At 66.4% G+C, this 25,936-nt stretch carries 29 protein-coding genes; 17 read left to right on the top strand and 12 right to left on the bottom strand.

Annotated elements, in window-relative coordinates; translation table 11 throughout:
* The first annotated feature begins 9 nt into the window (after positions 1 to 9).
* Both WDA27_11565 and WDA27_11560 read left to right on the top strand, forming a co-directional pair.
* Positions 10 to 489: a YbaK/EbsC family protein gene (locus WDA27_11565; protein MFA5891568.1), complete on the top strand. Its 480-nt coding sequence runs from the start codon at positions 10 to 12 to the stop codon at positions 487 to 489.
* A gap of 67 nt (positions 490 to 556) precedes the next feature.
* Complete coding sequence (locus WDA27_11560) at positions 557 to 940, top strand: hypothetical protein (GenBank protein MFA5891567.1); 384 nt, start codon at positions 557 to 559, stop codon at positions 938 to 940.
* A 1-nt stretch (position 941) separates the two neighbouring features.
* On the opposite strand, the gene WDA27_11555 is transcribed toward WDA27_11560, so the two are convergent.
* The 5 genes from WDA27_11555 to WDA27_11535 all read right to left on the bottom strand — a co-directional run bounded on the left by WDA27_11555 (position 942) and on the right by WDA27_11535 (position 6,817).
* Positions 942 to 1,745, bottom strand: coding sequence for an SDR family NAD(P)-dependent oxidoreductase (locus WDA27_11555; GenBank protein MFA5891566.1), 804 nt, complete (start codon positions 1,743 to 1,745; stop codon positions 942 to 944).
* Between the two features lie 9 nt (positions 1,746 to 1,754).
* Positions 1,755 to 2,915 (bottom strand): serine hydrolase domain-containing protein, encoded by a 1,161-nt coding sequence (locus tag WDA27_11550; protein ID MFA5891565.1) that lies wholly within the window; start codon positions 2,913 to 2,915, stop codon positions 1,755 to 1,757.
* Between the two features lie 63 nt (positions 2,916 to 2,978).
* A complete protein-coding gene (locus tag WDA27_11545) occupies positions 2,979 to 3,290 on the bottom strand; it encodes a hypothetical protein (protein ID MFA5891564.1) in 312 nt (103 codons plus the stop codon).
* 200 nt (positions 3,291 to 3,490) lie between these two features.
* Complete coding sequence (locus tag WDA27_11540) at positions 3,491 to 4,903, bottom strand: aldehyde dehydrogenase family protein (GenBank protein MFA5891563.1); 1,413 nt, start codon at positions 4,901 to 4,903, stop codon at positions 3,491 to 3,493.
* Between the two features lie 30 nt (positions 4,904 to 4,933).
* Positions 4,934 to 6,817 carry a hypothetical protein gene (locus WDA27_11535; protein ID MFA5891562.1) on the bottom strand — a complete coding sequence of 628 codons (1,884 nt, stop codon included), beginning with the start codon at positions 6,815 to 6,817 and terminating at the stop codon, positions 4,934 to 4,936.
* Positions 6,818 to 6,842: 25 nt separating this feature from the next.
* Here WDA27_11535 and moaA point away from each other — a divergent pair, with 25 nt between their 5' ends.
* Complete coding sequence (moaA, locus tag WDA27_11530) at positions 6,843 to 7,829, top strand: GTP 3',8-cyclase MoaA (protein MFA5891561.1); 987 nt, start codon at positions 6,843 to 6,845, stop codon at positions 7,827 to 7,829.
* Here moaA and WDA27_11525 read toward each other — a convergent pair.
* Complete coding sequence (locus WDA27_11525) at positions 7,774 to 8,391, bottom strand: molybdenum cofactor guanylyltransferase (protein ID MFA5891560.1); 618 nt, start codon at positions 8,389 to 8,391, stop codon at positions 7,774 to 7,776. The genes moaA and WDA27_11525 overlap by 56 nt on opposite strands.
* A gap of 56 nt (positions 8,392 to 8,447) precedes the next feature.
* Between WDA27_11525 and glp the strand changes: the two genes are divergently transcribed.
* The 4 genes from glp to WDA27_11505 are packed head-to-tail and all read left to right on the top strand — an operon-like array spanning position 8,448 to position 11,228.
* Positions 8,448 to 9,662 carry a gephyrin-like molybdotransferase Glp gene (glp, locus tag WDA27_11520; protein MFA5891559.1) on the top strand — a complete coding sequence of 405 codons (1,215 nt, stop codon included), beginning with the start codon at positions 8,448 to 8,450 and terminating at the stop codon, positions 9,660 to 9,662.
* Positions 9,662 to 10,351: a cyclic pyranopterin monophosphate synthase MoaC gene (moaC, locus tag WDA27_11515; protein MFA5891558.1), complete on the top strand. Its 690-nt coding sequence runs from the start codon at positions 9,662 to 9,664 to the stop codon at positions 10,349 to 10,351. The genes glp and moaC overlap by 1 nt, the downstream gene beginning before the upstream one ends.
* A complete protein-coding gene (locus WDA27_11510) occupies positions 10,348 to 10,812 on the top strand; it encodes a MogA/MoaB family molybdenum cofactor biosynthesis protein (GenBank protein MFA5891557.1) in 465 nt (154 codons plus the stop codon). The genes moaC and WDA27_11510 overlap by 4 nt, the downstream gene beginning before the upstream one ends.
* On the top strand, positions 10,809 to 11,228 hold the full coding sequence (locus WDA27_11505) for a molybdenum cofactor biosynthesis protein MoaE (GenBank protein MFA5891556.1): 420 nt from the start codon (positions 10,809 to 10,811) through the stop codon (positions 11,226 to 11,228). The genes WDA27_11510 and WDA27_11505 overlap by 4 nt, the downstream gene beginning before the upstream one ends.
* Here WDA27_11505 and WDA27_11500 read toward each other — a convergent pair.
* Positions 11,225 to 11,788 (bottom strand): GNAT family N-acetyltransferase, encoded by a 564-nt coding sequence (locus tag WDA27_11500; protein MFA5891555.1) that lies wholly within the window; start codon positions 11,786 to 11,788, stop codon positions 11,225 to 11,227. The genes WDA27_11505 and WDA27_11500 overlap by 4 nt on opposite strands.
* 9 nt (positions 11,789 to 11,797) lie before the next feature.
* On the bottom strand, positions 11,798 to 13,609 hold the full coding sequence (locus WDA27_11495; GenBank protein MFA5891554.1) for a CocE/NonD family hydrolase: 1,812 nt from the start codon (positions 13,607 to 13,609) through the stop codon (positions 11,798 to 11,800).
* A 182-nt stretch (positions 13,610 to 13,791) separates the two neighbouring features.
* On the opposite strand from WDA27_11495, the gene WDA27_11490 reads away from it, so the two are divergent.
* From WDA27_11490 to WDA27_11480, 3 genes are all read left to right on the top strand, one after another.
* Positions 13,792 to 14,358: a sulfite oxidase-like oxidoreductase gene (locus tag WDA27_11490; GenBank protein ID MFA5891553.1), complete on the top strand. Its 567-nt coding sequence runs from the start codon at positions 13,792 to 13,794 to the stop codon at positions 14,356 to 14,358.
* A gap of 46 nt (positions 14,359 to 14,404) precedes the next feature.
* Entirely contained in the window at positions 14,405 to 15,226 is an 822-nt protein-coding gene (locus WDA27_11485) for an MBL fold metallo-hydrolase (GenBank protein ID MFA5891552.1), read from the top strand.
* A gap of 123 nt (positions 15,227 to 15,349) precedes the next feature.
* Complete coding sequence (locus WDA27_11480; GenBank protein ID MFA5891551.1) at positions 15,350 to 15,769, top strand: hypothetical protein; 420 nt, start codon at positions 15,350 to 15,352, stop codon at positions 15,767 to 15,769.
* Here WDA27_11480 and WDA27_11475 read toward each other — a convergent pair.
* Together WDA27_11475 and WDA27_11470 are read right to left on the bottom strand one after the other, a co-directional pair.
* Positions 15,766 to 17,640, bottom strand: coding sequence for an ABC transporter ATP-binding protein (locus WDA27_11475; protein ID MFA5891550.1), 1,875 nt, complete (start codon positions 17,638 to 17,640; stop codon positions 15,766 to 15,768). The genes WDA27_11480 and WDA27_11475 overlap by 4 nt on opposite strands.
* Positions 17,641 to 17,730: 90 nt before the next feature.
* Positions 17,731 to 19,344, bottom strand: coding sequence for an acetolactate synthase (locus tag WDA27_11470; protein MFA5891549.1), 1,614 nt, complete (start codon positions 19,342 to 19,344; stop codon positions 17,731 to 17,733).
* A gap of 89 nt (positions 19,345 to 19,433) precedes the next feature.
* Between WDA27_11470 and WDA27_11465 the strand changes: the two genes are divergently transcribed.
* The 4 genes from WDA27_11465 to WDA27_11450 all read left to right on the top strand — a co-directional run bounded on the left by WDA27_11465 (position 19,434) and on the right by WDA27_11450 (position 22,583).
* Complete coding sequence (locus tag WDA27_11465; GenBank protein ID MFA5891548.1) at positions 19,434 to 20,300, top strand: hypothetical protein; 867 nt, start codon at positions 19,434 to 19,436, stop codon at positions 20,298 to 20,300.
* A gap of 101 nt (positions 20,301 to 20,401) precedes the next feature.
* Positions 20,402 to 20,794 (top strand): pyridoxamine 5'-phosphate oxidase family protein, encoded by a 393-nt coding sequence (locus WDA27_11460; protein MFA5891547.1) that lies wholly within the window; start codon positions 20,402 to 20,404, stop codon positions 20,792 to 20,794.
* A 65-nt stretch (positions 20,795 to 20,859) separates the two neighbouring features.
* Entirely contained in the window at positions 20,860 to 21,624 is a 765-nt protein-coding gene (locus WDA27_11455) for an electron transfer flavoprotein subunit beta/FixA family protein (GenBank protein MFA5891546.1), read from the top strand.
* Positions 21,624 to 22,583, top strand: coding sequence for an electron transfer flavoprotein subunit alpha/FixB family protein (locus tag WDA27_11450; protein MFA5891545.1), 960 nt, complete (start codon positions 21,624 to 21,626; stop codon positions 22,581 to 22,583). The genes WDA27_11455 and WDA27_11450 overlap by 1 nt, the downstream gene beginning before the upstream one ends.
* A gap of 59 nt (positions 22,584 to 22,642) precedes the next feature.
* On the opposite strand, the gene WDA27_11445 is transcribed toward WDA27_11450, so the two are convergent.
* On the bottom strand, positions 22,643 to 23,341 hold the full coding sequence (locus WDA27_11445; protein ID MFA5891544.1) for a hypothetical protein: 699 nt from the start codon (positions 23,339 to 23,341) through the stop codon (positions 22,643 to 22,645).
* Positions 23,342 to 23,470: 129 nt separating this feature from the next.
* Between WDA27_11445 and WDA27_11440 the strand changes: the two genes are divergently transcribed.
* The 3 genes from WDA27_11440 to WDA27_11430 all read left to right on the top strand — a co-directional run bounded on the left by WDA27_11440 (position 23,471) and on the right by WDA27_11430 (position 25,456).
* On the top strand, positions 23,471 to 23,995 hold the full coding sequence (locus WDA27_11440) for a gamma carbonic anhydrase family protein (GenBank protein ID MFA5891543.1): 525 nt from the start codon (positions 23,471 to 23,473) through the stop codon (positions 23,993 to 23,995).
* 105 nt (positions 23,996 to 24,100) lie between these two features.
* Positions 24,101 to 24,589, top strand: coding sequence for a hypothetical protein (locus WDA27_11435; GenBank protein MFA5891542.1), 489 nt, complete (start codon positions 24,101 to 24,103; stop codon positions 24,587 to 24,589).
* Positions 24,590 to 24,826: 237 nt separating this feature from the next.
* Positions 24,827 to 25,456, top strand: a complete 630-nt coding sequence (locus WDA27_11430) for a hypothetical protein (GenBank protein ID MFA5891541.1) — start codon at positions 24,827 to 24,829, stop codon at positions 25,454 to 25,456.
* Between the two features lie 39 nt (positions 25,457 to 25,495).
* On the opposite strand, the gene WDA27_11425 is transcribed toward WDA27_11430, so the two are convergent.
* Positions 25,496 to 25,870, bottom strand: a complete 375-nt coding sequence (locus WDA27_11425; protein ID MFA5891540.1) for a hypothetical protein — start codon at positions 25,868 to 25,870, stop codon at positions 25,496 to 25,498.
* Positions 25,871 to 25,936: the final 66 nt, after the last annotated feature.

The raw sequence follows: 25,936 nt of genomic DNA, 5'->3' as shown, positions 1-25,936 counted from the left end.
GTGATGGCGATGTCTGCAGTAACCGAGTACCTCCGGCACCACGGGGTGGTCTTCGAGGAATTACCGCACGCCCCTGTGTTCACAGCGACGGACGAAGCGCGCGCGGTCGGCGTTTCAGCCGACGATGTCGTCAAGACGCTCGTGCTCGACGTTCGCGGAGGACACGCGTTGGCGCTTATCCCCGGCTCGCGCAAACTCGACATGCGACTCGTTCGCGAGGCAACCGGCGACCGGCGGGCACACTTGGCAACCGAGGAAGAAGTCGAACGCGACTTTCCCGGCTACGAACTCGGTGCGCTTCCGCCCCTCGGCACCTTGTTGCGCGCGCCCGTCTTGGTGGACGCGGAAATCCTGGCGCACCCTCAGGTCGTCTTCGCGGCGGGTTCCCAGCGCGAATCCGTTCGAGTACGCACGGACGACTTGATCCGCGAGGAGCGGGCAACCGTCGTTCAGCTAACGCGTGATCAGCGGCAACCGACGCTCGCGTAACGAACGGCGGCAATATCGGCCCGAATGCGATTAGATTCGAGGCCGATCGTCGCGCGCGGAGGTGAACGTGAATCGATGGAAGTGGATTCCTGCAAGCATGTTGCTTTGCGCAATCCTTGCTTCATGTTCGAGTGAATCCAAGCCGGCGGGGAACTCGGGAATCCGAGGGCGCGCGTTGCTGGGTCCCTCGTGCCCGGTTCAAACGGAAGAGAACCCGTGTCCGGACACGCCATACCGCGAACCGATCCTCGTTCTTCGCGGCGACGATGTGATCGCAACCATCCGGCCCGGCGCCGACGGAAGTTTCCGCGTGGCACTCAACCCAGGGGCGTATCGCCTGAGGAAACCAGGCTCTGCACCGCTTCCGTCCGGCCCATCCCCCGAGACGGTCGTCGTGAGGGAAGGCGCGTACACCGAACAGGATCTGAGTTTCGACAGCGGAATCCGCTAAGTCAGCGCCCCGCGTGCTTGCGATCAAAGCGCGCGCCCGCAGCAAGGAACAGTCGCGGCATGAGCGCGCGCAGGATCGGCATCACGGCGAAGTGGCCGGGAACGTAACGCTCGAAATACCCCTTCTCGATGCAAGCGCGCACGGCCGCCGCTACGTCCTCCGGCGGGTACATCTTGCCGTGGTAAGCAGCAGGTTCAGTGATCTTGTCCCAGATCTCGGTGCGAATCGGCCCCGGGTAAACCGAGTGAACGCGCACGCCGGTGCTGTGCAGATCTGAGGCAAGGGTCTCGCTCCAGCCGGCCATAGCAAACTTCGAAGCCGCGTAGGCGGCCTCACGAGGACTCGCCACTCGGCCGGCGACAGAAGCGACGTTCACGATGTGACCGCGGCGCCTGTGCAACATCGAAGGCAGGGCCGCCATGGTGACGTAAACAGACCCCATGAAGTTCACTTCCATCGCCTTCCGAACATCCTCGACCGTGAGACGGGTCGCATGCACGCGCATCGGAATGCCTGCGTTGTTCACGACAATGTCGATCTTGCCGAAACGCTCCAATACGCGGCCGACCGCTTCCTCGATCGCCTCGCGATCAGAGACGTCGGCAGCAACGCCGTCGCTGTCTGGGGAGTTGCGTCGGCAAATCGCGATCACGTCGCCGAGCATGTCGGCGCGGCGCGCGATAGCAATGACCACAGCGCGGCGGCGGGCCAAGTCGAGCGCAATTGCTCGGCCGATGCCGCTGGAAGCTCCCGTCACGATTGCAACGCGGTCGGTGTAGTCGTAGCCCATTGCTCCCCTTTCCACTGCGATCGATCAGAGACAGGACAACGTCGCCTCGATCAGGCCGGCCGTGCGCGGATCCGGCCCGTAGTGAATCATCATCCGGTTCATGACGTAGGCAAAAGCAATCCCTGCCTCTGGATCTGCGAAGGCAAGAGAACCGCCCATCCCGCCGTGGCCGAACGCACCGGTCCCGCTCAAAAGGGCACCCACGATCGGCAACTGGAAGCCCAATCCCCAGTTGGTCGGGACGACGAGCGTCAGGTCGCGCCCCATCGTTTGCGTCGTCCGCGCTGCGTCCATGGTCGAGGGGCTCAGCAGACGTGTCCCGTCCACCTCTCCGATCAACGCCGCGTACATTCTTGAGAGCGCGCGCGCGGTTCCGACGCCGTTGCCCGACGGGATTTCGGCCGCGCGGACCTCTGCCGAGTTCCAGTCGATCGGGTCGCTGGTGATGTTGAGCGACCTGCTGAACATCGAGTCCGGATCGACCTGCGCTCGAACCAGTTCCTGAAGGATTTCCGGCAACGTCGCGAAGACACCCGGGTCCATAGAGAGCTCAAAGGGGATGAGCGACGCCGCCCGCGCGTCGTGCTCGCCGGGCAGTCCAATCCAGAACTCAAGTCCGAGCGGGTCGGCAACCTCCTCGGCGAAGAACCGCCCGACGCTTCGGCCCGAAACCCTTCGAATGAGTTCTCCCACCAAATGCCCGAAGGTCCAGGCGTGATAACCGTGTGCCGTTCCCGGTTCCCACAAGGGTTTCTGGGCTTCGAGTATCGCCACCGGCTCCCTCCATGCAAGCAACTCCTGCACGGAGATCTTCCGCTCCAGCGCCGCGAGACCGGATCGATGGCTGAGTAGGTAGCGGACGGGGATGTTCTCTTTCCCGCCGCCGCCGAACTCCGGCCAGTACTCAACGACCGGCGCGTCGAGATCGATCTCTCCCCGCTCGACCAGCATCAGCGCGCACGTCGCAGTCGCAGCCTTTGTCGTAGAGAACACGAGTTGGAGAGTGTCCTCGCGCCAAGGGCGTTCGGTCGCGACATCTGCAGTCCCGCCCCAAAGGTCAACAACCACCTCGCCGTCGACGTGAAGACAGAACGCTGCGCCTACGTCACCGTGCTCGTCGAAGTTGGTCTCGAACGCATCTCGCACAGCCTCGAACCCCGCGGCGACATGACCCTCGACTCCCATTTGCGCTCCCCCGGTCTCGACGGCGGTTACCCATGAACCGAGCGCCAAGATAGCAGCAGGGCGCTAAGAAGCCCGGCGCATCTCCTCCGCGCGCTCGACGGTCTTGACCCGCATCCCCAGCCGGTACACGAGTTCCCCGCCGAAGAAGTTCCCCACGCTCATCACCGCGAAGGCTGCCAACGCGGCGATGGTGGCCGGCCACGGGGCGAACGCCGCGGTTCGAATCACGCCGGAGTCGCCATCCGACCCGACGGGCTCCATGAGATCCAAGGCAGGCACTACTGTCGCCAGGGCAACCGGGTAGTGAACCAACAGGGTATGCGGCGGGGTTCCGACCAGACACGAAGACTGCGACGTTTCCGCCGGTGATCTCACGACCTCGCCCTCATTGCTTCAGCGATGTTCCGAGCGGCCTCCTCCGCGGTGATCTCGGTGGCCGAGGCGGCCTCTTCGATGTCGGCAAGGGTGATGTTTCTGGGATCGCCGTGGTCCGCCTCCGGCTCACCGCACCCACAGGACAAGCACATGTGCGTTCCGTCGGTTGCCGGGTGGCCCGCCCCAGTCTGAGCGACTAACTACAAGTCCAACCCCGACAAGACAAGCAGCCTCAACTCGGTCATCTCCTCCATGGCGTAGCGAGGACCTTCCCTGCCTTCGCCCGAGGCCTTTACGCCGCCGTAGGGCATCTGATCAGAGCGCCAGGCCGACACGTCGTTGTGAATCAACCCACCGACGCGGATTTCGCGGTGCGCTCGAAACACCTTCCGGAGGTCGTTCGTGAACAACCCCGCCTGAAGTCCGAACGGCGAATCGTTGGTGATGGAGATCGCCTCGTCGAAGTCCGAGTAGGTCTGCAGCGTGACCACCGGACCGAACACTTCGTCGCACGAAACCTTCATCTCGGGACGGACATCGATCAGCACCGTGGGCAAGTAACACGGATCGACGCGACGGCCTCCGCAGACTACGCGCGCGCCCCCGGCGATCGCCTCCCCGACCCAGGCGTCGACACGCTCAAGCGCGCGCGCGTCGATCAACGGTCCGACGTCGGTCGCCGGATCCATGGGGTCTCCGGTCCGCAATGCCTCGACATGCGCCACCAACTCATCCATGAACCTTCCGGCAACGTTCTCGTGAACGAGGACGCGCTGCACCGCAACGCAAGACTGTCCGGCTTGGTAGAACCCACCGAAGGCGATGCGCGCGGCCGCATGCTCGAGGTCGGCGTCGGGCTCGACGATGGCCGCCGCGTTTCCTCCAAGTTCGAGCGTCACACGCTTTCGAGGCGCGACCGACTTCAGATGCCAGCCGACGGCGGTAGACCCGGTGAAGGTCAGCATCGCGACACGGTCATCGCGCGCCGCACGCTCGGAGTCCACGTTGGAGGCAACCAAAACCGACAGCGCATCGCCGACGCCGGCCTCCAGGAGGATCTCGGCCAGCGCCAGCGAACTCAGCGGAGTCGCCGGAGCCGGCTTGACCACAATCGGATTCCCCACGCCGAGCGCGGGTCCCACCTTGTGCGCGACCAGGTTCAGGGGGAAGTTGAAGGGAGCGATGCCAAGAACAGGGCCGATGGGAAAGCGCCGCGCGATTCCCAAGCGCCCCGGGAGGTCGGTGTCGAGGCGGACCAGCTCCCCGTCGAGCCGCTTGGCCTCCTCTGCTGAAAAGGTCATCGTGGATACGGCTCGATCGACCTCCGCGGACGCGAACTTCCACGGCTTGCCGCCCTCGCGCACGATGATCTCGGTGAGCTCGGCTCGCCGAGACGTGATCGCGACGGCCGCGCGGGCGAGCATGCGCGCGCGCTGCCCGGCGCTCTGGGTCCGCGTTCGTTCGAACGCGCGCACCGCTGCGCTCAGCGCGTCATCGACATCACTCCACTGAGGCACCGCGACGTCGTCGATCGTCTCGCCGGTATACGGGTTGGTGACGGGCAGGGATGCGGCGCCGGTGCGCCATTCACCCGCAACAAGGAACGGTCTCATGCCCTTAGGCTACTGCGAGCGACGCCCGGCCTACCGCGTGGCGGAGTTGTCCAGCGTGCGCAACGGGTGTCCGGGCGGTGTCGGCGGAGGCTGCTCGAGCAGAAGCGCGACCACCGCCGACGTCAGAAACATCGCGATGATCGCCGCCGCCGTCATGCCGGCGTCGTTGAACAACACCGCCGCGACGATTCCGACGACGCCGCCTTTGAAGGCCCCACCGAACGCCGGACGTGCATCCAGCGCGCGCGCAAGGTCGTCCCGGCGCTTCCAGGCCAAGATCGCCGCAACTGCCCCGAACACCAGCAAGGCCTTCATCCAAATCGAGAACGCGATGAGCGTGCGCGCGGCGGCGAGCTTGCGCGCAATAACCGATCCTTCGGCGGCTCGGACGGCCGAGCCGATGTGTGAACGGGCCTGCTCGCCGCGGAGTTTGTCCGCACCGAACACCGCCCCCGTAGATGCGGCCGTCACTGCGGCAATCGCGGCCCCCATCCGGAAATCGATTCTCCGCCCGGAGGCGTGTGCCACCAGAATCCCCAATGCGGGAATCGCAGTAAGCGTGGCTCCGAACTTCGCGCCGAGCGCCGGCGCGCCCATCACGGCAATTCCGGCGGCGAGCAGCGCAGCGATGCCGAAGGGGATCCTGCGATTCGCGCTGGAACGACTCATGCCGGCGGCCGCCGCAACGAGTGCGCCGCCGATCACGACTCCCATGAATTCGTTGCCGATTCCGTAGAATCGCGCACCCTGCGCGAGCAAGTACGACAACGGAGAGCGCGAGGCCAGCGGACTACCGGCAACGAGGTCGGCCAGCACGGCTACGGACGTGACGCCGCCGATCACAGCGAGTCCGCGCACGGCACCGAAGAACCCCACCCCCAGCACCGCCGCTGCAAGCGCGATCGCAGCGCTCCACAAAGCCATGACGGCCGGTCGACCGGTCGGCAGCACCGGCTCGATCAGCAACGCAAGCGGCAGTGCGCACGGAATGCACACGGCGACCGCAGCCGGTACGCGCAACCCGGGCCGCCGGTCGAGGATGCCGAAAACGAACGCAAGGGCCAGCAGGCCCAGCAACGACATGCTTCCGATCATCAGCGCGCGCACGACGATGATCCGAGAGTGAGCGGCGCGAACCAGACCGGACTCGAGCGCGGCGAGCCGGCCGGGAGGGTCGGACGCCTCCTCCCAGCCAAGCGCGCGCCCGGTCATCTCCCGCGGTACGTCTGCGCCCATCAACTCGAGGATGTGCGGCGCGACGTCGGCCAGAGTCGCCAAGCCGGCGCGCCGAGTGCTCGGGCTGTACAGCAGTCCCGAGGGGATACGAGGACCTACCTGCACCAAGAGCCCAAGGTAAGTTCGCTCTTGCTGCCGAAGGTCCGACGGGAACGGGGACAAGGCGATCAACACGTCACCGCCGTTAAGCGCGCGCCGCTCGTCGGCCACCCGCGCGCCGGCGGCGGCAAGCTCAGCGGGTGTTTCACCCGACACGCGCAGGAACCGAACAACACCCTCACCCGACCCCACACCGCCGTCGCCGAGAAAGGCTCGGAGAGACCGGTCGACTTCGACGCCCACGCCGGCCCTGCGAAGCGCGGTCGCCAGTTCGAACCCAACCGCATCTGCAGGCGCGCGCCCCCCGGCGCCGAACGTCGCGTAAGCCGTCGCGCGCACCCGGTCGAGTTCCGTTTCGTCCGATCCGCCGCGCGTGCCCAGCAGCGCAGCCGACCCGTCGCGAACCAGCGCGGCCAGCGAAGGCTCGCCGAGCCAGTCCGCAGGAGAGGCCCCCTCTACCAGGACGACGACCAGGAGCCGCCCGGGAGCCGCCGCGCGCGCAGCGCGCGGCGGCCAGGCGGCGGCAACAGCGGCGGCGGCGACAAGGCATACAAACAGCAGGGCGGTGCAACGGCGCATGCGGGGAGCCTATACTCGACGCACCGTGGCCGCCCCGCTCATCGACTCCTTCGGACGGGTGGCCGACGATCTGCGGGTCTCGGTCACCGACCGCTGCAACTTCCGCTGCACCTACTGCATGCCGGCGGAGGGCGTTCCGTGGTTGCCGCGCCACGACATCCTGACCTTCGAAGAGATCGACCGGCTCGTCGGGCTGTTCATGGAACTGGGCGCGCGCACCGTTCGCCTGACCGGCGGCGAGCCGCTTGTGCGAACCGACTTGGCCGACCTGGTGCAGATGCTTACGGCGCGCGGCGTTCCAGAACTGGCGCTGTCCACCAACGGAGTTCTGCTGGCCGAGCGCGCACCCGAACTGGCGCGCGCCGGTTTGCACCGCATCAACGTCAGCGTGGACTCGCTCATGCGCCACCGCTTCGCCGAAATGACTCGCCGCGATGCGCTTGAACAGGTGATGGAGGGCCTGCGCGCGGCCGAAGCCGCCGGCATGCACCCGATAAAACTCAACTGCGTCGTTATCCGCGGAACCAACGACGACGAAATCATCGACTTCGCCAAGTTCTCCAGAACGACCGGCTACGAAGTGCGCTTCATCGAGTACATGCCGCTGGATCCCGAAGAGCGCTGGAATCGCGAGACCGTCGTCCCCTCGAAGGAAGTTCTCGAAATCGTCGCGCGCGCCTACCCGCTGGAGCCGATCCGGCACGGTCCCGAACCGGCAACCATGTGGCGCTTCGCGGACGCAGCACCGGGCGCGATCGGCGTGATTTCCTCGGTGACCGACCCGTTCTGCGAGGCGTGCAACCGGGTGCGCATCACTTCCGACGGTCAGCTGCGCACCTGTTTGTTCGCACTTGAGGAGACCGACCTGCGCGCGCTGCTTCGCGGCGGCGCGAGCGACAAGGACATCGTGGAAGCCATCCGTGCGAGCGTGGCGGGCAAGTGGGCCGGCCACAAAATCAACGATCCGGACTTCGTCCGTCCGTCTCGCCCAATGTCTGGGATCGGCGGATAGCCTCCAGATCCTCGGGGTCGTCCACGTCCCACAGAACAATCGCCGGGGCCGCCTTCGTCCACTGCCCTTCGCCCAGACGTCGCACTTCCACAACGTCGAGCAAGTCGCGCATCGCGCGCGCGCCCTCTGCCACCAACTCCGCCGCGCGCACCGCCGCGCGTTGCGAGTAGCACGCGCACAACTGCTGGTCGCGATCATCGAGCACCGGCAATGCGACGTCCGCATCGCCCAGCGAACCTGCCACGAATTCCAGCAGCGCCGCCTCAATCAGGGGGAGATCGCAGGCGACCAGAAGGATGGGCCCGTCGTGCCCGCGCGCGCGCAACTCGGCCGCCCCGGCGACGAAGGCGACCAGAGGCCCCTCGCGCGGATCGTCTACGACCGGCAATCCCGTTTCGGCCTCGTTGCCGACGGCGAGGACCGGGTAGGCTACCTGCGCGAGCGCGCGCGCCACCCGCACGGCGAGGGGAATGCCGCCAACCTCAATGGTTGCCTTGTCCCGCCGCATGCGGCGAGACGCGCCTCCGGTCAGAAGGAGACCCGCTGGATGTATTCGCTCCACGAAATCGCCCACTTCCACGCAGTTGCGGACCCATGTTATGCGGCCGGGGGCACGCGATGAGCAAACGCACGGTCACCCCCGAAGAACTCGCGCACCCGCTGATTCCCTACGAGGAAGCCGTGGAGAAGATACTTTCCTTCTTCGGCCCGCTGGAACCGCGCGAGGTGGCCGTACGTGCCGCCCTCGGGCTGGTCGCGTCCGAACCACTCGTCGCGGACACGGACGTCCCCGGTTTCGAGAACTCTGCAATGGACGGCTACGCGGTGATTGCAGCCGACACGCACGCAGATCTGCCGGTCGTGCTGCGCTTGGTCGACGACCTCCCTGCCGGTACTGCTCCGACCCGAACGGTGACGACCGGAACCGCCGCCAAGATCATGACGGGGGCTCCCATACCACCCGGTGCCGACGCGGTGGTTCCGTGGGAGAACACCGAGGCGCACGAAGACGCGGTCGCGGTGCTCGTGAGCACAGCGGCGGGCAAACACGTTCGTCCGCGCGGCGAAGACGTCAAAGCCGGCACCGAGATCTTCGGTGCCGGGACGCGACTGCGCGCAGTGCACCTGGGCGTGCTGGCGTCCCTCGGGCGCACGCAAGTTCGCGTGCATCCGCGTCCGCGAATCGCGATCTTGTCCACCGGCGACGAACTCGTGGAGCCGGGCGGGATCTTGCGGCCCGGCCAGATCTTCGAGTCCAATCGCGCACACCTGCGCGGCGTCTGCGAAGAGAACGGCGCCGACGTCATCGCCGAGGCGATGATCGGAGACGAACCCGACGCGATCGCGAAGTGGCTCTCCGAGATTGCCCCGTCGGTGGACCTGATCGTGACGACCGGCGGCGCGAGCGTCGGCGAGCATGACTGGATCCGTCTGGTGCTCGAACGCGAAGGCGGGCTGCACATGTGGCGCGCGGCGATCAAGCCCGGCAAGCCGGTCGCCTTCGGACGCATCGGCAACACCTCCGTACTCGGGCTTCCCGGCAACCCGGGATCGGCCTTCGTCACGGCGCACATCTTCCTGGCGCGCGCCCTTCGGGTGATGGGAGGCCTGCCGCGCGAACCTCGCTCGGTGCGCGCGCGCCTGGGCGAAGCCGTCAAGGGAACTCCAAACCGCACGCTTTTCACACGCGTGACCCTCGACGGTGAAACGGCTACGCCACTTCCGCGCCAGTCCAGCGTGGTTTTGTCGAACCTGATCCCCGCCGACGGGTTCGCGATCGTTCCGCCGGGCGGCCTTGAGGCCGGCGCCGAGGTGACAGTGGAGATGATCTGATGGCCACTTTGTTGTTCTTCGCAGCGCTGCGCGACGCGGCCGGCGCGCGCTCGACGACCGTGGATGCGTCCACCGTCGGCGAAGCACTCAAGATCGCGTCGGAACGCTACGGGGACCGATTCACGAAGATCCTTGAGATCTGCACCGTAGTGCACGGCGACCAGACCGTTCCGCGCGATCGAGCGTGGTCGCTCCCGCTCGCCGAGAACGACGAGATCGCGCTGCTGCCCCCGGTGTCGGGCGGCGAGGACTTCCAAATGATGGACGTCGCAGACAAGGACGAGACCCTGCGCGAAGCAATCGCGGCGTGTCTGGTGGTGTGCTCGCCCGAAACTAGGGATCACTTGCTCGGCGCACAAACGCCGAAAGGAGATGCGGTCGGGCCGGCAAAAGTCGCAGGCATCCTCGCCGCCAAGCGCGTGCCAGACCTAATCCCGCTTTGCCACCCGGTGCGGACTACGTTCGCCGACGTGACCATCGCGGCGTCAGGAAACGACTCCATCGAGGTGCGCGCGACTATTCGAGGCCGCGACCGAACCGGCTTTGAAGTCGAGGCGCTAACGGCGTGCTCGGTCGCCGCGCTGACGCTCTACGACTTCGGAAAGGCTGAAGACCCGCGCATCCACATCGAGAACTTGCGCTTGATCTCGAAGTCGGGCGGGAAGTCGGGAAGCGTGGTGTACGAGTGAGAGTCGCGGTTCTCACGGTCAGCGACCGCGCGTCGGCCGGAACCTACGAAGATCTCGCCGGCCCCGAGGTCGAACGAGTCGCGCGCGCGGCAGGTGCCGAGATCACCGCGCGCGCACTGGTCCCCGACGAGCGCAACGAGATCGCAAGGCAGTTGCGAGACTGGGCCGACAACGGGATCGCCGATGTGATCCTGACGACAGGCGGCACCGGACTCGCTCCCCGCGACGTCACGCCCGAAGCGACCCGCGACGTGATCGAACGCGAAGCCCCCGGGATCGTCGAGTTGATGCGCGCGCGCGGTCTGGAGATCACACCCTTTGCCGCGCTCGCGCGCCAGGTGGCGGGGACACGCGGGCGCGCGCTCATCGTGAATCTGCCGGGTTCGCCCAAAGCCGCCGCCGAATCACTCGAAGCAGTGATCGCGATCCTGCCTCACGCCGTGGAGTTGATGACCAAGTGATCATCGTGACCGGACTGTTCGAAACTCCGCTCGACGTGGCGGGACTCGTCGCCGGTATTCGGCGCCCCGAGTGCGGAGGCCTGGTCGCCTTCGAAGGCACCACGCGCTCCCCCAACCACGGCCGCGTCGTGGTTCGCCTCGAATACGAGGCTTACACCGAGCGCGCCGAAAAGCAGCTGCGTGCGATTGCGGAAGAAGCGGCCGAGCGATGGGAACTCGGCGGCGTGCTCGCGGTACACCGCACAGGTACCTGCGAAGTCGGAGAGCCGAGCGTGGTCGTCGCCGCCGCGGCGCCGCATCGTCCCGAGGCCTTCGAAGCCGCGCGATGGCTGATCGACACCATCAAAGCCGAAGTCGCCGTCTGGAAGAAAGAGATCTTCGAAGACGGCGAAGCCTGGGTCGGAACCGACTGCTAGCGGCGCGCGCTTACTTTCTTGCGCATGATCGGACGGCCCCCGCGCCGTTCGACTTCACGGAACCCGGCCGCTTCGAACATCGGCGTGACGCCGGTGAACGACGACGCCGCGGACTTGCCCGGATCAACGGGGTACCCCTCGACGACGCGCGCGCCGTTGGACGCAGCCCAGCGCACCGCCTCGCGCAACAGGCGCGCGGCGACGTTCTCGCCGCGGTGCGCGCGATCCACAAAGAAGCACACGATCGACCACACCGGCGTGTCGTCCACCGGACGCAGTTTCGGTGAGCGCTCAATACGTGGGAACTCGGTGCGCGGAGCAACGCACACCCACCCCACCGGCGTGTCGCCGGAATAGGCGAGCAAGCCGGGCACGGCACCCGAGCGCACGATGTCTCGGAACGCGGCACGGTTTGCAGCGCCGGCGTCGCGCGAGAACTCCGCCGCGGTGATGCGCCACCACATGCACCAGCATCCCGAGCACGCGCCGCTCGGACCGAACAGCCGCTCCAAGTCGACCCACAGCTCGGCGACGACAGGCTTCACAACCAGTTTCGGCATTCCTTCAGGCTACGGACCCGAAGTCTGGAATGGAAGCACGACTGCCGAGGGATACTCCGCGCTGTGGTGTAACTGCAACACGCTGCCTGCCAAGTTCGCCTCGGTCGGCACCGAGGGACTCAAGTGCGGGGTGTCGGACGCCTGAACAGAGAAGCGCAGTTTGTGCCCGGCCTTGATGAGCGCGCCGGTGGGGAAGATCTCAACCCACAACTCGTTCAGGACGCCGTCTTCGACCGGCAGTACCGAGGCGCGCGTGAACGGGTGATACGGACGCACCGTCAGCCCGTTCCGAACCGTCGTCTTGGACTCGTCAAGCGCGCGCAACGAAAGCAGGTTCCACCCCGCGCTGATCTGCGTGACCGCCCCATCGGGGCTCACGTCGGCGAGGCGCGCGGTGATGAAAGCGTCCCGGCCGTTGGTCGAAGCAAACAGGCGCGCGGCCACCGGTCCGGCAAGCACGGTATCGGTCGCCACCGGCATGTCGTATACGAGCGAGTTCACCGCGTCGTTCGTGCGCTGGTCTGCTTCGCATCCTTGGTTCACGCCGGCTGCCGTCCACTGTGCGATGGACCGCGTGCAGGTCCCCGAAGCGGGTTGCCACACCAGCGTGTCGGGATCCTGCGCCGCAGGCGCGGACTCCGCGAGCGTGCCGGTCGAAACGGGAGCCATACCCGGTCCGGACAAGAAACGCTCGTCGTAGACGACGCCGGGCGGTGGCCACGATTCCGTTGTTGTCCAGTGCCCCGAGCCGAGACGGTAGTACGTCACAGGAGCCACGTCGACGTCCAGGTCATCGTCTGCAACCCCGCGGACGTAGTGGTCGAACCAGCGAAGCTCCAACTCCGGCAGAACCGGCACCCCGTCGGCCGGCAGCCCTTCACCCATGCCTGCGGTGACGTGATACCAGGGGCCCATCAGCAACCGGGTCGGGATTCCGTTAGCCGCCAGACGTTCATAGAGCATTGGTTCTCCGCGCTGGAACAGGTCGAACCAGCCTCCGACGACGAACGTCGGGACGTCCACTCGATCGATTACCTCCAGCGGCGAGCGTTCGCGGTAGAACGGACCGTCGTAGGAGTTGTCGCCCCCCGACGTTGCGTTCGCAAGCATGGTCGTCTGGAACCCAACAGCGCCGGCCGCGTGCGAAACCACCGCGTTCACCGCGCCGACGGGGTCATTCCCGGTGTAGGTAGGCGGCAACAGACCGAGAGCGGTCACGAGGCCGAGCCACATCGGGATGAAACTCGTGTTTGTCTCTCCGCCCGAACCGACGATGTCCCGGTAGACGTCTCCCGCGGGAACAACCGGGAAGATCGCACGCAGGCCCTCAGGATGCTGCGCGGCGGTGAGGATCTGGTTGATCGCGCCGTAGGACGTCCCGTGCAGCCCGACGTTACCGTCGGACCATTCGCGCGAGGCCGCCCACTCGACGATCTCCTTACCGTCGATTTGCTCGCGCGTTCCGAACGAATCCCACATTCCCTCAGACGCGCCGGTGCCGCGGACGTCGGCAATCACTTGGACGTAACCGCGCGTGATCAAGTAGTCGCTGCGGAAGTTCAACTGCGGAGCAGCCTTGTTGTATGGAGTCTGCGTGACGAGCACGGGGAACCGCCCCGGCGCCGCCGTCCCGTCGTCGCCGGCCGGACGCAACACGTCCACGGCCAAACGCACACCGTCGGACATCGTCACCCGAACGTCACGCTCAATCGCAACCTGGGGGAAATCCGCGTCGCGCGGGCTCCACGTTTGCGCGCGCCCAACACCCGGCGCCGCGATCAACCCCACCAAGGCAACAGCAACGACACACCGACGAATCATGGGCTCCCTCCCGCTCGCAGGCTCGGGTAGAGCTTCGATGTGTTCCGGAGAATCCCTTTTTGGTGACTACGCGCTTCTTGGTGACTACACGCGCGCCACTGCGGAACGCACCCCTGATCCCGCGCACTCCGCCTGGCAACGAACCTCAGGTGGGGTTACATCGTAATCAGTAAGCTGGATTCGTGGCCGATCGACTTCCCCCCGGACAGCGCCTCGCGCGAGGCTGGCCACTGCTCCACGAGGGACCGGTTCCCCGCTTCGATCCCGCGACGTGGCGGTTCCGCGCCTTCGGCGACGTTGCGGAAACCGCCGAGTGGACCTGGGATGAGTTTCGCGCGCTTCCGGCCACCGGGCTCACCGCCGACTTCCACTGCGTCACCGGTTGGTCCAAGCTCGACAACGCGTGGGAGGGAGTGCTTTTTCGCGAGATTGCCCGGCGCGCGCGCGTCCGTCCGTCGGCGACACACGCCTTGGTGCACGCTCCGCACGGGTACTCGGCGAATCTCCCGCTCGACGCACTGATGGACGACGACGTGCTGTTCGCATGGGCGCACGACGGAGAGCCGCTGGAGTTCGAACACGGCGGACCAATGCGCTTGGTCGTCCCCAAACGCTACGCGTGGAAGAGCGTGAAGTGGGCGAGCGCGGTGGAGTTCCTGGACCACGACACGCGCGGTTTTTGGGAGATCCGCGGTTACCACAGCGACGCCCACCCCTTCTCCGAAGAGCGCTACGCGCGGCAAGAGTGAGGCTCCAACTGGCGGCGCAGCGGGGGGCTGCGGATACACTCGCGGGGTGAGACTGCTGCTGTGCGGTGTTCGCGGCTCGACTCCTGCGACGGGAGCCGAGTTTGATCGCTACGGCGGCAACACCTCGTGCGTAGCGTTCGCCCACGGTGACGCAGACCCCACATTGGTGGTCGACGGCGGCACCGGCCTGCGGCGCCTGAGCAAGATCCTGGACCGTCGCGCGTTCCGCGGAACGATCTTGCTCGGACACCTGCACTGGGACCACACCCACGGCCTGCCGTTCTTCGCCTCGGGCGATCAAGACGGCGCGCGCGTTGACGTCTTGATCCCCGAGCAAGGCGACGCGTCGGAGGTAATGGCGCGCGCGCTCGGGCCACCGCACTTCCCCGTTCGCTTGGAGGATCTGCGCGGTGACTGGTCGGTTGCGGGCTTGGAGCCGGGGAAGCACGACATCGAAGGCTTCCGGGTGCTCGCCCGCGACATCCCGCACAAGATGACGCGGACCTACGGGTTCCGCATCTCCGACAACGCGACATCCGTTGCGTACATGTCCGATCACTGGCCGGCGCGCGCGCCGGGCGAAGTCGCGGAGTTCCACGAGACGGCGCGTGAACTTGCCGACGGAGTAGACCTGCTCATCCACGACGCGCAGTACACCCAGGAGGAGTTCAACGCGCGCGCGCATCTGGGGCACGCCACGATCGAGTACGCGGTCGGACTGGCGGAGGCGTGCGGCGCGCGCGAACTGCTGCTGTTCCACCACGACCCCGAACGCACCGACGACGAGATCGACGCCCTCGTTCAAAAGTACTCCACCGGCGCCCTGCCGGTGCGCGCGGCAGCCGAGGGTCACGTCATCGATTTGTAGGCGGCGCAAAGAGCGCCGACGTCGCGTATCGGGATGAAAGCGAACGGAACGTTTCGGGACGTTGCGGCAGACCCCCGTAAGAACTCAAGGAGGAGCCTTCGCGCGCGGAGAAACCTGTCCGCGATGAAAAGGAGCGCCGCCGCATCCGTGCTGCTCGCGATTACCGTCGCGGCAAGCATCGCCGTCGTGCCCGGCACTGCCGCCGCCGATTTCGACGATGGCTGCGTTGCCGTGGGAACCCACGGGCCGATCGCCAGCATCCGGCCGCACGACTGCTACTACACGGCCAGCGGCCCCGGTTTCTACGTCGCGGCAACCACGAATCCGTTTGTGATCTCCGTCTCCAGAGACGGCGGGCAAACCTGGGCGGACATCGTGCGGCGCCCGGTGCAGGGCGAGCCCACGAACGGATCCCTCCCAACGCGTCCGGGGGATCGGGTCGGAGTCAGCGTCTCGTGCTGGAGCTACACGGGCAGTTGGCCGTGCACCTCAGAGCAGTTCGGCGGACGCTACGGCGTCGTGTGGGCGCAGAGCGACATCTAGTCGCCGGCAGCGGGCGCGAATTGCGTCAGGTACAGGTCCGCGTAGGTTCCCGGCACTCCCACCAGATCCGCATGGCGACCCTGCTGCACGATGCGTCCTTCCTCCACGACCAAGATCATGTCGGCATTGACGATCGTGGACAAACGGTGCGCGATCACAACTGAGGTCCGCCCCGAGAGCGCCGCGTCGAGCGCGCGCTGGATAAGCACCTCGGACTCCGAATCCAAATGCGACGTCGCCTCGTCCAGAATCACGATCGGCGGCGCCTTGAGAAGAACGCGCGCGATCGCGAGGCGTTGCTTCTCCCCACCCGAAAGCCGGTAACCACGCTCTCCTACGACGGTGTCGAATCCGTCGGACAACGCAGCGATCACGTGGTAGATCTGCGCGGCCCGGCACGCCTCGACCAATGCCTCTTCGCCGGCATCGGGGCGCGCGAACAACAGGTTGCTGCGTACGGTGTCGTGGAACAAGTGCGGGTCTTGGCTCACGACCCCGATGTGCGCGCGCAAACTCGCCAGCGTCAAGTCCCGCACGTCGAGGCCGTCGATGAGCACCGCGCCCGCGGTTGCGTCGTACAGCCGCGGAATGAGCGCCGAAATGGTCGTCTTGCCGGCCCCGGACGGACCGACAAGGGCCACCGTCATTCCCGGCTCGGCCACAAACGAGACACCCGAGAGCACCTCAACCGGATCCGTCTCCTCGTCGAAGTTCCCCACGGTTTCCAGGGATGCAATCGACACGTCCCGCGCGCGCGGGTAGCGGAATCGCACATCGCGGAACTCGATCCGGCCGCGCGCCGCCTCGAGCGCAACGGCTCCGTCTCGATCGGCAATCGACGGCGGCAAGTCGAGCACCTCGAAGACCCGCTCGAAACTGACGAACGACGTCATGAGATCCACGCGCGCGTTCGTCAACATGGTGAGCGGTCCGTACAGCGCGCCAACGTAAGCGATGAACGCAACGACCGTGCCGGTCGAGATATCTCCGTTGATGGCGAGCCGCCCTCCGACTCCGTAGACCACCGCAGCGCCGACGCCGGCAACCACGCCGAGCGTAACGAACAACGTGCGCGCGTAGACCGCGATCTTCACTCCGATATCGCGCACGCGGCCTGCCCGGGCGGCGAATACCGTGCGCTCGTCGTCGGGTCGTCCGTAGAGCTTCGACAGCATTGCGCCCGAGACGTTGAACCGCTCCTGCATCATGCCGTTCATCTCTGCGTTAAGCCCCATCTGTTCGCGAGTTACCCGCTGAAGGCGGCGTCCGACCCGCTTGGTGGGCAGCAGGAACAGCGGCAGCACGGCCAAGGCGAGCAGCGTCAAGCGCCACTCGAGTGTGGCCATAATCGAAATCGTCGTCACGAGGTTCACCACGTTTTGCACCACGGTTCCAAGCGTCCCGGTCACTGCGGATTGAGCGCCGACCACATCGCTGTTCATCCGGCTAATCAACGCCCCGGTTTGCGTACGCGTAAAGAACGCGAGCGGCATCCGCTGCACGTGATCAAAGAGCTTCACACGAAGATCGAAGATGAGTCCTTCGCCGACCCGCGACGCCAGCCACCGTCCCGCGAGGCTGGCGCCCGCCTGCGCCGCGGCAACACCGACACCGGCCCCGGCGAGGATGTACACCAACCGCACGTTCCCAAGAAGAATCGCGCGGTCGATCAGCGCGCGCATCAGCAGCGGCGGTACGGCCGCGAGCAACGCCGACACCACAACCACCCCGAGATAGGCGCCGATGGCCGCCCGGTACCGCGCCGCGAGACGCAGCGCGCGCGGGATGGTTCCGGGAACGAGCTTGTGGCTCTTTACGCTGTCGTCGGATCCGCGCAGCAGCATTCGCCCGCCGTGGGCACCAGGGAACATGGTTCGAGTATAGAAGCGCGCGCCGCGCCGGGCTCGGCCTCCCGCAAAGACAAACCCGCGCGGATTGCGACGCGAACCGCCGCGCGCCGCTCAGGCCAGCAGTGAGGTCCGCGGGTAGGCGATCGCGGGGTCGGTGATGACGTTGACCAGGCTCGGACCCGGCGTCGCGAGCGCGCGTTCAAGTGCGGGTCCGAGTTCCGCGGGTTCCCTTACGAACTCGCCGTGACCACCGAACGCGCGCATGACCTCGTCATAGCGGGTCTCGGGCCGCAACTCCGCGGCGACGTCGTATCCATACAGGAACTGCATCGGGTGCTTCTCGAGCCCCCAGATCCCGTTGTTACCGCACACCAGCGTCACGTCGACGCCGAAACGAACGAGCGTGTCCCAGTCCCCAAGGCTGAACCCCGCAGCTCCGTCTCCCAGCAACACGACGATCTGGCGTCCCGGGTACAGCAGTCCCGCCGCGAGCGCGTAGCCGGCGGAGATCCCTAGACAACCGTACGGCCCGGGATCGAGCCAGCCGCCGGGCTCAAACACATCTACGAACTTGCCTGCATACGACGCGAAGTCGCCGCCGTCGGCGATCACAATGCCGTCGCGCGCCAGGCGCGGAACCAGTTCGCCGTAGACGCGCGCCGGATGAAGCGGAGCAGCCGTGCTCGCAAGGTCGCTTGCGAAGGACTCTCGCTTCGATGTCTCAACCGCGCGCAGCTGCCCGACCCAGTCCTCGCTCACGCGCGCCCCTGCGCCGGCGAGCGCATCGAGTCCCGCGGCGATCGGCCCGGCAATCCACGCCGACGGGGCCGCATGATGGCCCACTTGCGAGGGATCGTCCACGACGTGAATCACCTTCGCGTCGCCGAACTTACCGAACGCAATGCGGAAGTCCAAGCGCGTACCCACGACGATCACCAGGTCGGCCGTCGCGAACGCGTGCCCGCGCGCCGCCGAGAACGCAAGCGCGTGATCGGCCGGCAGAATCCCGCGCCCCATACCGTTTGCGAACACCGGAAGGCGCGCCGACTCGACCAGCGCGCGCGCGGCGACCTCTGCTCCGTCGGCCCACACGTCCGAACCCAGCAGCAAAACCGGCCGCTCCGCCGCGGACAGAAGACGCGCTGCGAGTTGGGGATCTCCGTCCAGGCTTGCATCTTCGACCGCGGCGGGCACCGGCGCCGAAACGGAGGCCTCCATGAAGAGCACGTCCATCGGGAAGTCGCAGAACACCGGCCCACGATGACGGAGACCGGCCGAATCCAGCGCCGCCGACGTGCGCGCGCCGATTTCGGCGGTGTCGAATACCGTCTCGGAGCGCTTGGTCACCGGCGCAAGCAGCGGCGTGTGATCCATCTCTTGCAGACTGCCTTGACCCCATCGCACTTGGGGCGCACGTCCCCCGAGCACGACCAGCGGCGATCCGTTGAAGCTCGCGGAAACGATGGCGTTCATCCCGTTGACGACGCCGGGTCCGGCGGTCAGTGCCGCAACACCCGGGGCGCGCGTGAGTTTTCCGTGCGCCTCGGCCGCGAAGCCGGCGGCAAGTTCGTGACGAACATCCACGATCCGCATCCCGCGCCGGTGAAGCCCGTCGTAGATGGGGAAGATGTGTCCGCCCGAAAGCGTGTATATGCGATCAACGCCGTGCGCGCGCAGCGCTTCGGCGACGTGATGCCCGCCGTGCCCTTCAATGATCTGGGTCATGCGCGGCATCCTGCACGCAGGCCTCGCCCTCGGGCAAACACGGGGGGTGAGTTTGCCGCGCTCCACGCCGAGGGGTACCTTCGCTTTTTGTGAACTCACGCAGGCTTTCCCAAATCCTCGCCGCACTCGTCGCGCTCATGTTCGTGACCACGTCGTGCGGTGGCTCCAAGCAAACCGGCTCCGCAGCCGGCCCCAAGTCCAGCCCGGTACCCGCGGCCAGTCTGATGAGTGGTTCCGCCGGAGCCAGCGCCGCAGCCAAAGCTTCCAAGCAGGCCGAGGCCGTCCAGAGTCAGCGCGCGACCGCAACCGCCGCGACGACACCCAAAGGAACTCCGGCCCCGCCGGCACCGCCGCCCGGAAAGGCTTCACCGAGCGACCCGCCGGCCTCCGGCACCTACACGTACACGGTCAAGGGAACCGTGACGTCGCAGGGAAAGACCCAGCCTTTGCCCGACGAGGCGACGCTGAAGATAGATCCGGCAACGCTCGCCGACGGTGGCGCAAAGCGCCAGGTCCACCACGTCGCAGCCGAAGGCGGCAGCTCGGACATCACGTATCTGTTCGCCGCGGACGGCATCTACATCGAGCAGGTCGTCACCAACAACTACACGTGCGCACTGCAGCCTCCGCTCAAGACGCTGCCGCTCCCGCTGAAGGTGGGAGCGAAGTGGGCGTCGAAGGCCACATGCCAGGGAACCACAACCGAAATGACTGCAGAGATCGTGCGCACAGAAAAGCGCACGATCGGCGGGGTCGCAGTGGACACATTCGTCGTCGAATCGACCGTCCACACGACCGGGTCGGGCTTCGATCAGAAGCAGGACGCCACGACGTGGTTCTCGCCCGACTACCGGTTGCGCGTTCGCGAACAGAGCACTGCGGACATGACATTTGGAACTGAGAAGGCCACCACGGAATCCGTTCAGGAGCTGACGGGGCTCACGCCGAAGAAGTGAGGCCGGGGGCCGCACCAATCGACGACCTGGCACGGATCCAGGAAGCCAGCCTCGCGCGCGCCTCCGAGTCGACCCGGCGAGCCTACCCGGCGGATCACCGCATGGACGGCGAAGGGCTGTTCGCGTTCCTCTCACGCCACCGAACCGCGGTGCTTGCCACGGTGCGTCCCGACGGACGCCCGCAGGCCGGACCGGTCGGCTACGCGCTCGTCGGAACCCGTTTCGTGCTCGCCTCCTTGGAGTCCGCCGCGCGCGTCTCGAACCTACGGATGCATCCCCACGCGTCGCTGGTCGTGTCGGAGGAGTCCGGCCAGGAGCGCGCGGTCGTGATCGTCGACGGCACGGCACGACTGGTGCGCGCGTTGGAGGCCGCCCCCGACGTCCGGGCGCCGTTTCGCGCGCCCGACGGCTCACTGCCGCCATGGGTCGAGGTCTTGGCGATGATCACGCCCGAACGCCTGCTGTCGTACGCAACCGACCCTGCCGCGCTCTGAGGACTGATTCTGACCCGGGGGGTCGATTCGCCCCACCGGGCGTCCTGCGATAAAACCCTTGCACTATGAATATCTGTGTCCTGGTCAAGCAGATCCCGGACCCGAACAACCCGTACGAACTCGTCAACGGGCGACTGAAGCGCGATGTCGCCCAAAACGTGCTCGACCCCGGGGATGAGTTCGGCGTCGAGGCCGCGCTGAAGTTCGTTGAAGCGCAGGGCGGCGAAGTAACGGTCGTGTCCATGGGCCCCGAAAAGGCCTTGGAAGCAATTCGTCGCGCGCTCTCCATGGGTGCGCACAAAGGCATCTTGGTCTCCGACGATCAGCTGGCGGGTGCGGATTCTCTGGCAACTGCCCGCGTGCTCGCCGCTGCGGTCAAGCACGCCGGGTTCGACCTCATCGTCGCGGGGACCGAGTCCACCGACGGATACACCGGAACCGTTCCGGGCACCATCGCCGAACTACTCGGCGTCCCGCAGGCGACCTTCGCCAAGCACATCGAGATCGGCGACGGCAAGCTTCACGTGCAGCGCCAGACCGAGAACGGGTACGACGATGTTGAGTGCCCGCTGCCCGCGCTGGTGACCGTCACCGCAGGAGTGAACGAGCCCCGCTACCCGACGTTCAAGGGCATCATGCAGGCGAAGTCCAAGCCGGTCGAGCAGCTCAAGGTCGCCGACCTCGGACTGTCGGCAGAGGACGTCACCGCCTCGCAGACGGTCGCCGAAGTCACTCCCGCTCCCGCGCGCGGTGCCGGTGAGAAGTTCGAGGACGACGGAACCGGCGCAGCGAAGATCGCCGATTTCCTCAAGGAAGCGAAGGTCATCTGATGGCGAAGATCTGGGTTTACGGAGAGGTCACGCCGGACTCCACCGGATTCAAGACCACGCTCGAGATCCTCACGAAGGCTCGCGAGCTTGGTGAAGTCTCGGTCGTCGCACTTGGTCCGGGCGCAACCGCTGCCGCCGCAGCGTTCGGCGAGCACGGCGCCGCAACCGTCTACGCGAGTGACGACGCCGTCTACAGCGACTACATCGCCGAGCCGGCCGCGTTCACGCTTCACAAGTTGATCGGCGAGCACCAGCCGCACATGGTCATCTTCCCGATGACCTACGACTCCCGGGACGTCGCCTCGCGGCTCGCCGCGAAGACCGGTTCGACGGTGATGTCCAACGCCGCCGACATTCTGGGCGCCGACAAGGCCACGACGGCCATCTTCGGCGGCGCGCAGATTGTGACGACACAGCTCAACGGTCCGGACCCCAAGATCGTGCTCGTCCGTCCGAAGTCGCTCGACGCGGCTCCGTCCGGCGGAAGCGCGAACGTGGTGGCCGTTGACGTAGCCGTCCCCGAAGAAGCGAAGCGCGCGAAGCGCGTCGAGCGCCACGAGGTCGCCGCGACCGGTCCCAAGCTCGAAGACGCAACGGTCATCGTGGCCGGCGGACGCGGGCTCGGAGACAAGGCCAACGTCAAGTTGCTGGAGGATCTGGCGGCCGAGATCCCGAACGCCGCGATCGGCGCCACGCGCGCCATCGTCGACGCCGACTGGGTCCCGTTCGCGCTTCAGATCGGTCAGACCGGCAAGACGGTGAAGCCGAAGGTCTACATCGCCATCGGCATCTCTGGTGCCACGCAGCACATCGTCGGCATGAAGTCCTCCGATCGCATCATTGCCATCAACAAGGACGCCGAAGCACCGATCTTCTCGCTCGCCGACCTCGGAGTGGTCGGCGACGCACTGAAGATCACGCCGAAGCTCGTCGAGGAGGTCCGCTCCCGCAAGGGCTAGGACCGGCGGACGACGACGAGGCCGCGGGAAACCGCGGCCTCGTCGTTTCTTGGGGTGGTTCAGCACTCAAATTGAACGTCCACTCCCAATCCAGACCCCATGCCGGCGAAAGTCGACGGACCGAAATCGACCTCATCAAAGGTCGCAGCGGCGACTGCCTGCCTGTAGGCGCCCTCGTAGTCGGACGCAAACACCGTGCAACCGCTGTGGAACGACTGGGTGCCGCCACCACGCTGGATCCGCCCATCGGGGGTCCAGTCGGCCACGACGATCGTCTCGCGGCCATCGTCTATCGGGTTGCCTTCGTCATCGTAGGACTGCATCCAGTACGTGCCTTCGAGGTGCGCGGAACGAAGCAGCAGCGGGTTCATCTTGAAAGTGAACGAACCCGGATCGGCCCAGCCTTGAGCCCAATTCTCCACCACGCAGGGGACCGGCTCGACATCCCCGGGAAGCGGCGGGCTTTCGGGATCGCGTGGACCCATTCCCGGATCACCGCCGCCACCGCCATCATCCGTCTTGTCGCACAACATCGATCCGGTGAATACCTCAGACCAGCCATTGCGTCCCGCGGAGGCGGCCAAATACCGCACCGAGATCCGCACCTGAGTGTCGGAGACATCCTGCGTCGTCTCCCAGTAAGCATCGGCAGACGAATCCATCCCGATGCCTGCTCCTGCAGAAGGCACTTGCGCCCTTGCCGGAATCGTTGCGGCCGCAAGGACCGCGACCAGCGCAGCCATACGCACTGGGCGCATGCTCTCCTCCTCCTCGACGCGCTCCCGGTTGGAACGTGTCCTCTTTGACGTATGATCGCCCGACTTGGTTCCGGCGTCGAGGGCCGTTTTGCGGTGAGCCGGAACATCCGCACCCCGGGAGGTCTGCGAATGCCGCTATTCGAGTTCGAGGGTAAGTCGCCCCAGATCCATGAGACCGCGTTCATCGCCGAGACGGCGACGATCGTCGGCGACGTCGTCGTCGAGGAGAACGCCTCGGTTTGGTACGGCGCGGTTGTGCGCGGCGACTACGGACCGATTCGGATTCGAGCGGGAGCCAACGTCCAGGACGGTTCGGTGCTGCACGGCCCACCGGGGGCCACGCTGGAAATCGGACCCGGTGCGACCGTGGGCCATCTGTGCGTAATCCACGGAGCGTCCCTCGGCGCCGAAGCAATGGTCGCCAACGGATCAACCGTGCTGGACGGAGCGGTGATCGGCGCGCGCGCGATGGTCGGCGCCGGTGCGTTGGTTCCCCCGGGAATGCAGGTCCCCGAGGACACTCTGGTGGTCGGCGTACCAGCCAAGGTACGCGGACCCATCCCGGGAACACCGGCAGAGTTGTGGGTCAAGGGCAACCCAAGCGCTTACCAAGATCTCGCGCAGCGCCACCGGGCGGGCGCGCGCCCAGCCTAGGAGTCCCACGGCCCCCATCGCGGCCCGCTTCAAAGCGTGGGCGCAGAGGCCTCCACTTTCAGGCGGAACGGACTAGGCTGAATGCGGCCCGAGAGGGGAGATCGCATGAAGGCGAAAACGGCTCTTGCGGCAGTGGGGATAGGGGTCTCCCTGGCCGGCGCGTGGGTCGGGGTCCTATCCCGACCAACCGCCATTGCCGCGGTGAACCCACCGGAGGCGTTCCGCGATCGACTTGTCGGCGTAGGAGCGATCCTCACGCCCCTTGATGACGCGCGGGCTGCGCAGGTGGCCTCGGCGGGTGTAACCGCAGACCAGGCGCGTCGCCTCGCTGAACACCAGTTCCAGCGCGCGACCTTTGCCGGGATATACCTCGGCGGATTCACGGATACGAAGCAACATGTCGGCGAGACCGAGAACTCGCCCCTCTCGATATCGGATGTGCCCGCCTACGTGGTGCTGCTGGACGACGCAAGCATGTACCTTCGCGGCCCGTGGAGGGGAGAGCATGGGCGGCCCCCGAAACCCGTCTCCGTCTCCGTGGCCGTATTCATAGATGCCCTGAGCGGCGCACAGATCATGAGCACAACCCTCTAGCCGAACGCGTCGCCGACGAACGACAAGAGCGGTTTTGGCGCGCAACTCACCGTCCGGACGGCGTCTTCGCGCACGCGCGACTTTGCGCGCCCAGCCGTCCACTTCGCAATCGGGGATCTCAACGACGCTGCCGCAGGGTTGTGGATCAGCGGCAACCCAAGCGCTTACCAAGATCTCGCGCGGCGCCACCGCGCCGGCGCGCGCCCCATCGGCGTAATCGGCGCGTAAAGTAATCCCATGAACCGACATCACCTCGTCCACTTCTTGAAGCACCCGTCGATCTGGGCGCACGCGATCTGGCGAAAGGCGTACGAGACCAGGCATCCCGATCACCCTTGGCTGGATCCCGGCGCGATCAAGCTGATCGACTCGGTTCTGACCACCGAATCAAACGTCCTCGAATGGGGGGCCGGTCGCAGTACCACCTGGCTGGCTCGCCGCGTCGGCCGACTCACGAGCATCGAGCACGACGCCGGCTGGTACCGACAGGTCCGAGAAACGCTGGCCGATCGTGGCCTCACCAACGTCGACTTGCGGTTCCTTCCGCTACCCGACACCGCAGCCATGGACGATGACTTCTACTGGTCCGAAAGCCCCTACGCGATGGTCAGTGCGGAGTTCGTCGACGGGGCTCTCGACCTCGTGTTGGTCGACGGGGCAATGCGGCAGAACTGCGTCGCCCGCGTGCTGTCCAAGATCAAACCCGGGGGTCACCTCGTGATCGACAACGCGCGCCAGCTCTCACGACTCGATGATTGGGGAGTCCCCGCCGACTGGCCGCTCCTCCACATTGACGGCAGGCGCTTGCGCGACACCGCGGTGTGGCAGCGGCCCTCCAAGGGCCCGGCAGTGACGGGGGGGGATTGAATCCCCCCCCGTCACTGCTCTCCTCTTCCGGTAATCAAACTAGTTGCAAGACCCCACCGTGCACGCGCCCCCAACACTGACGCCTGCGCTTACGCCTCCGGTGTTGTAGTGCGCACCGGCCACGGGAGACCCATTGGCGAAGGTCACGACGTTCCCCGCCTTCCCGTCACCCGTGCCCGTGACGCCGGTGAACCCGACCGATCCTGCTTTGCCGTACGTGCACACCGCCACCATCGCATGCGGTGGCACCCACACGCAGACGGTTTGATCAACCAGTGTCCCCGATCCAGTGCCGGTGCAGGTGTCCGTGCCGTTAACCCGCACGCACGTCCGCACCTCGTTCGCTGACGCCGCCGCGGTCGACAGCCCCGCTGCAAGTACGACCAACCCAAGCACAACACGTCGTGCCCGCATGACTTCCCCCTTCGCCCATTTCCTGTCATTCCGAACTTTTCGGAACGCGCGAAACCGTAACCCCCC

This window comes from Actinomycetota bacterium, from assembly GCA_041658565.1.
Classification (GTDB): Bacteria; Actinomycetota; AC-67; order AC-67; family AC-67; genus JBAZZY01.
Note: the sequence above shows the minus strand (reverse complement) of the source record. Positions and strands in the feature narration are given on the sequence as shown.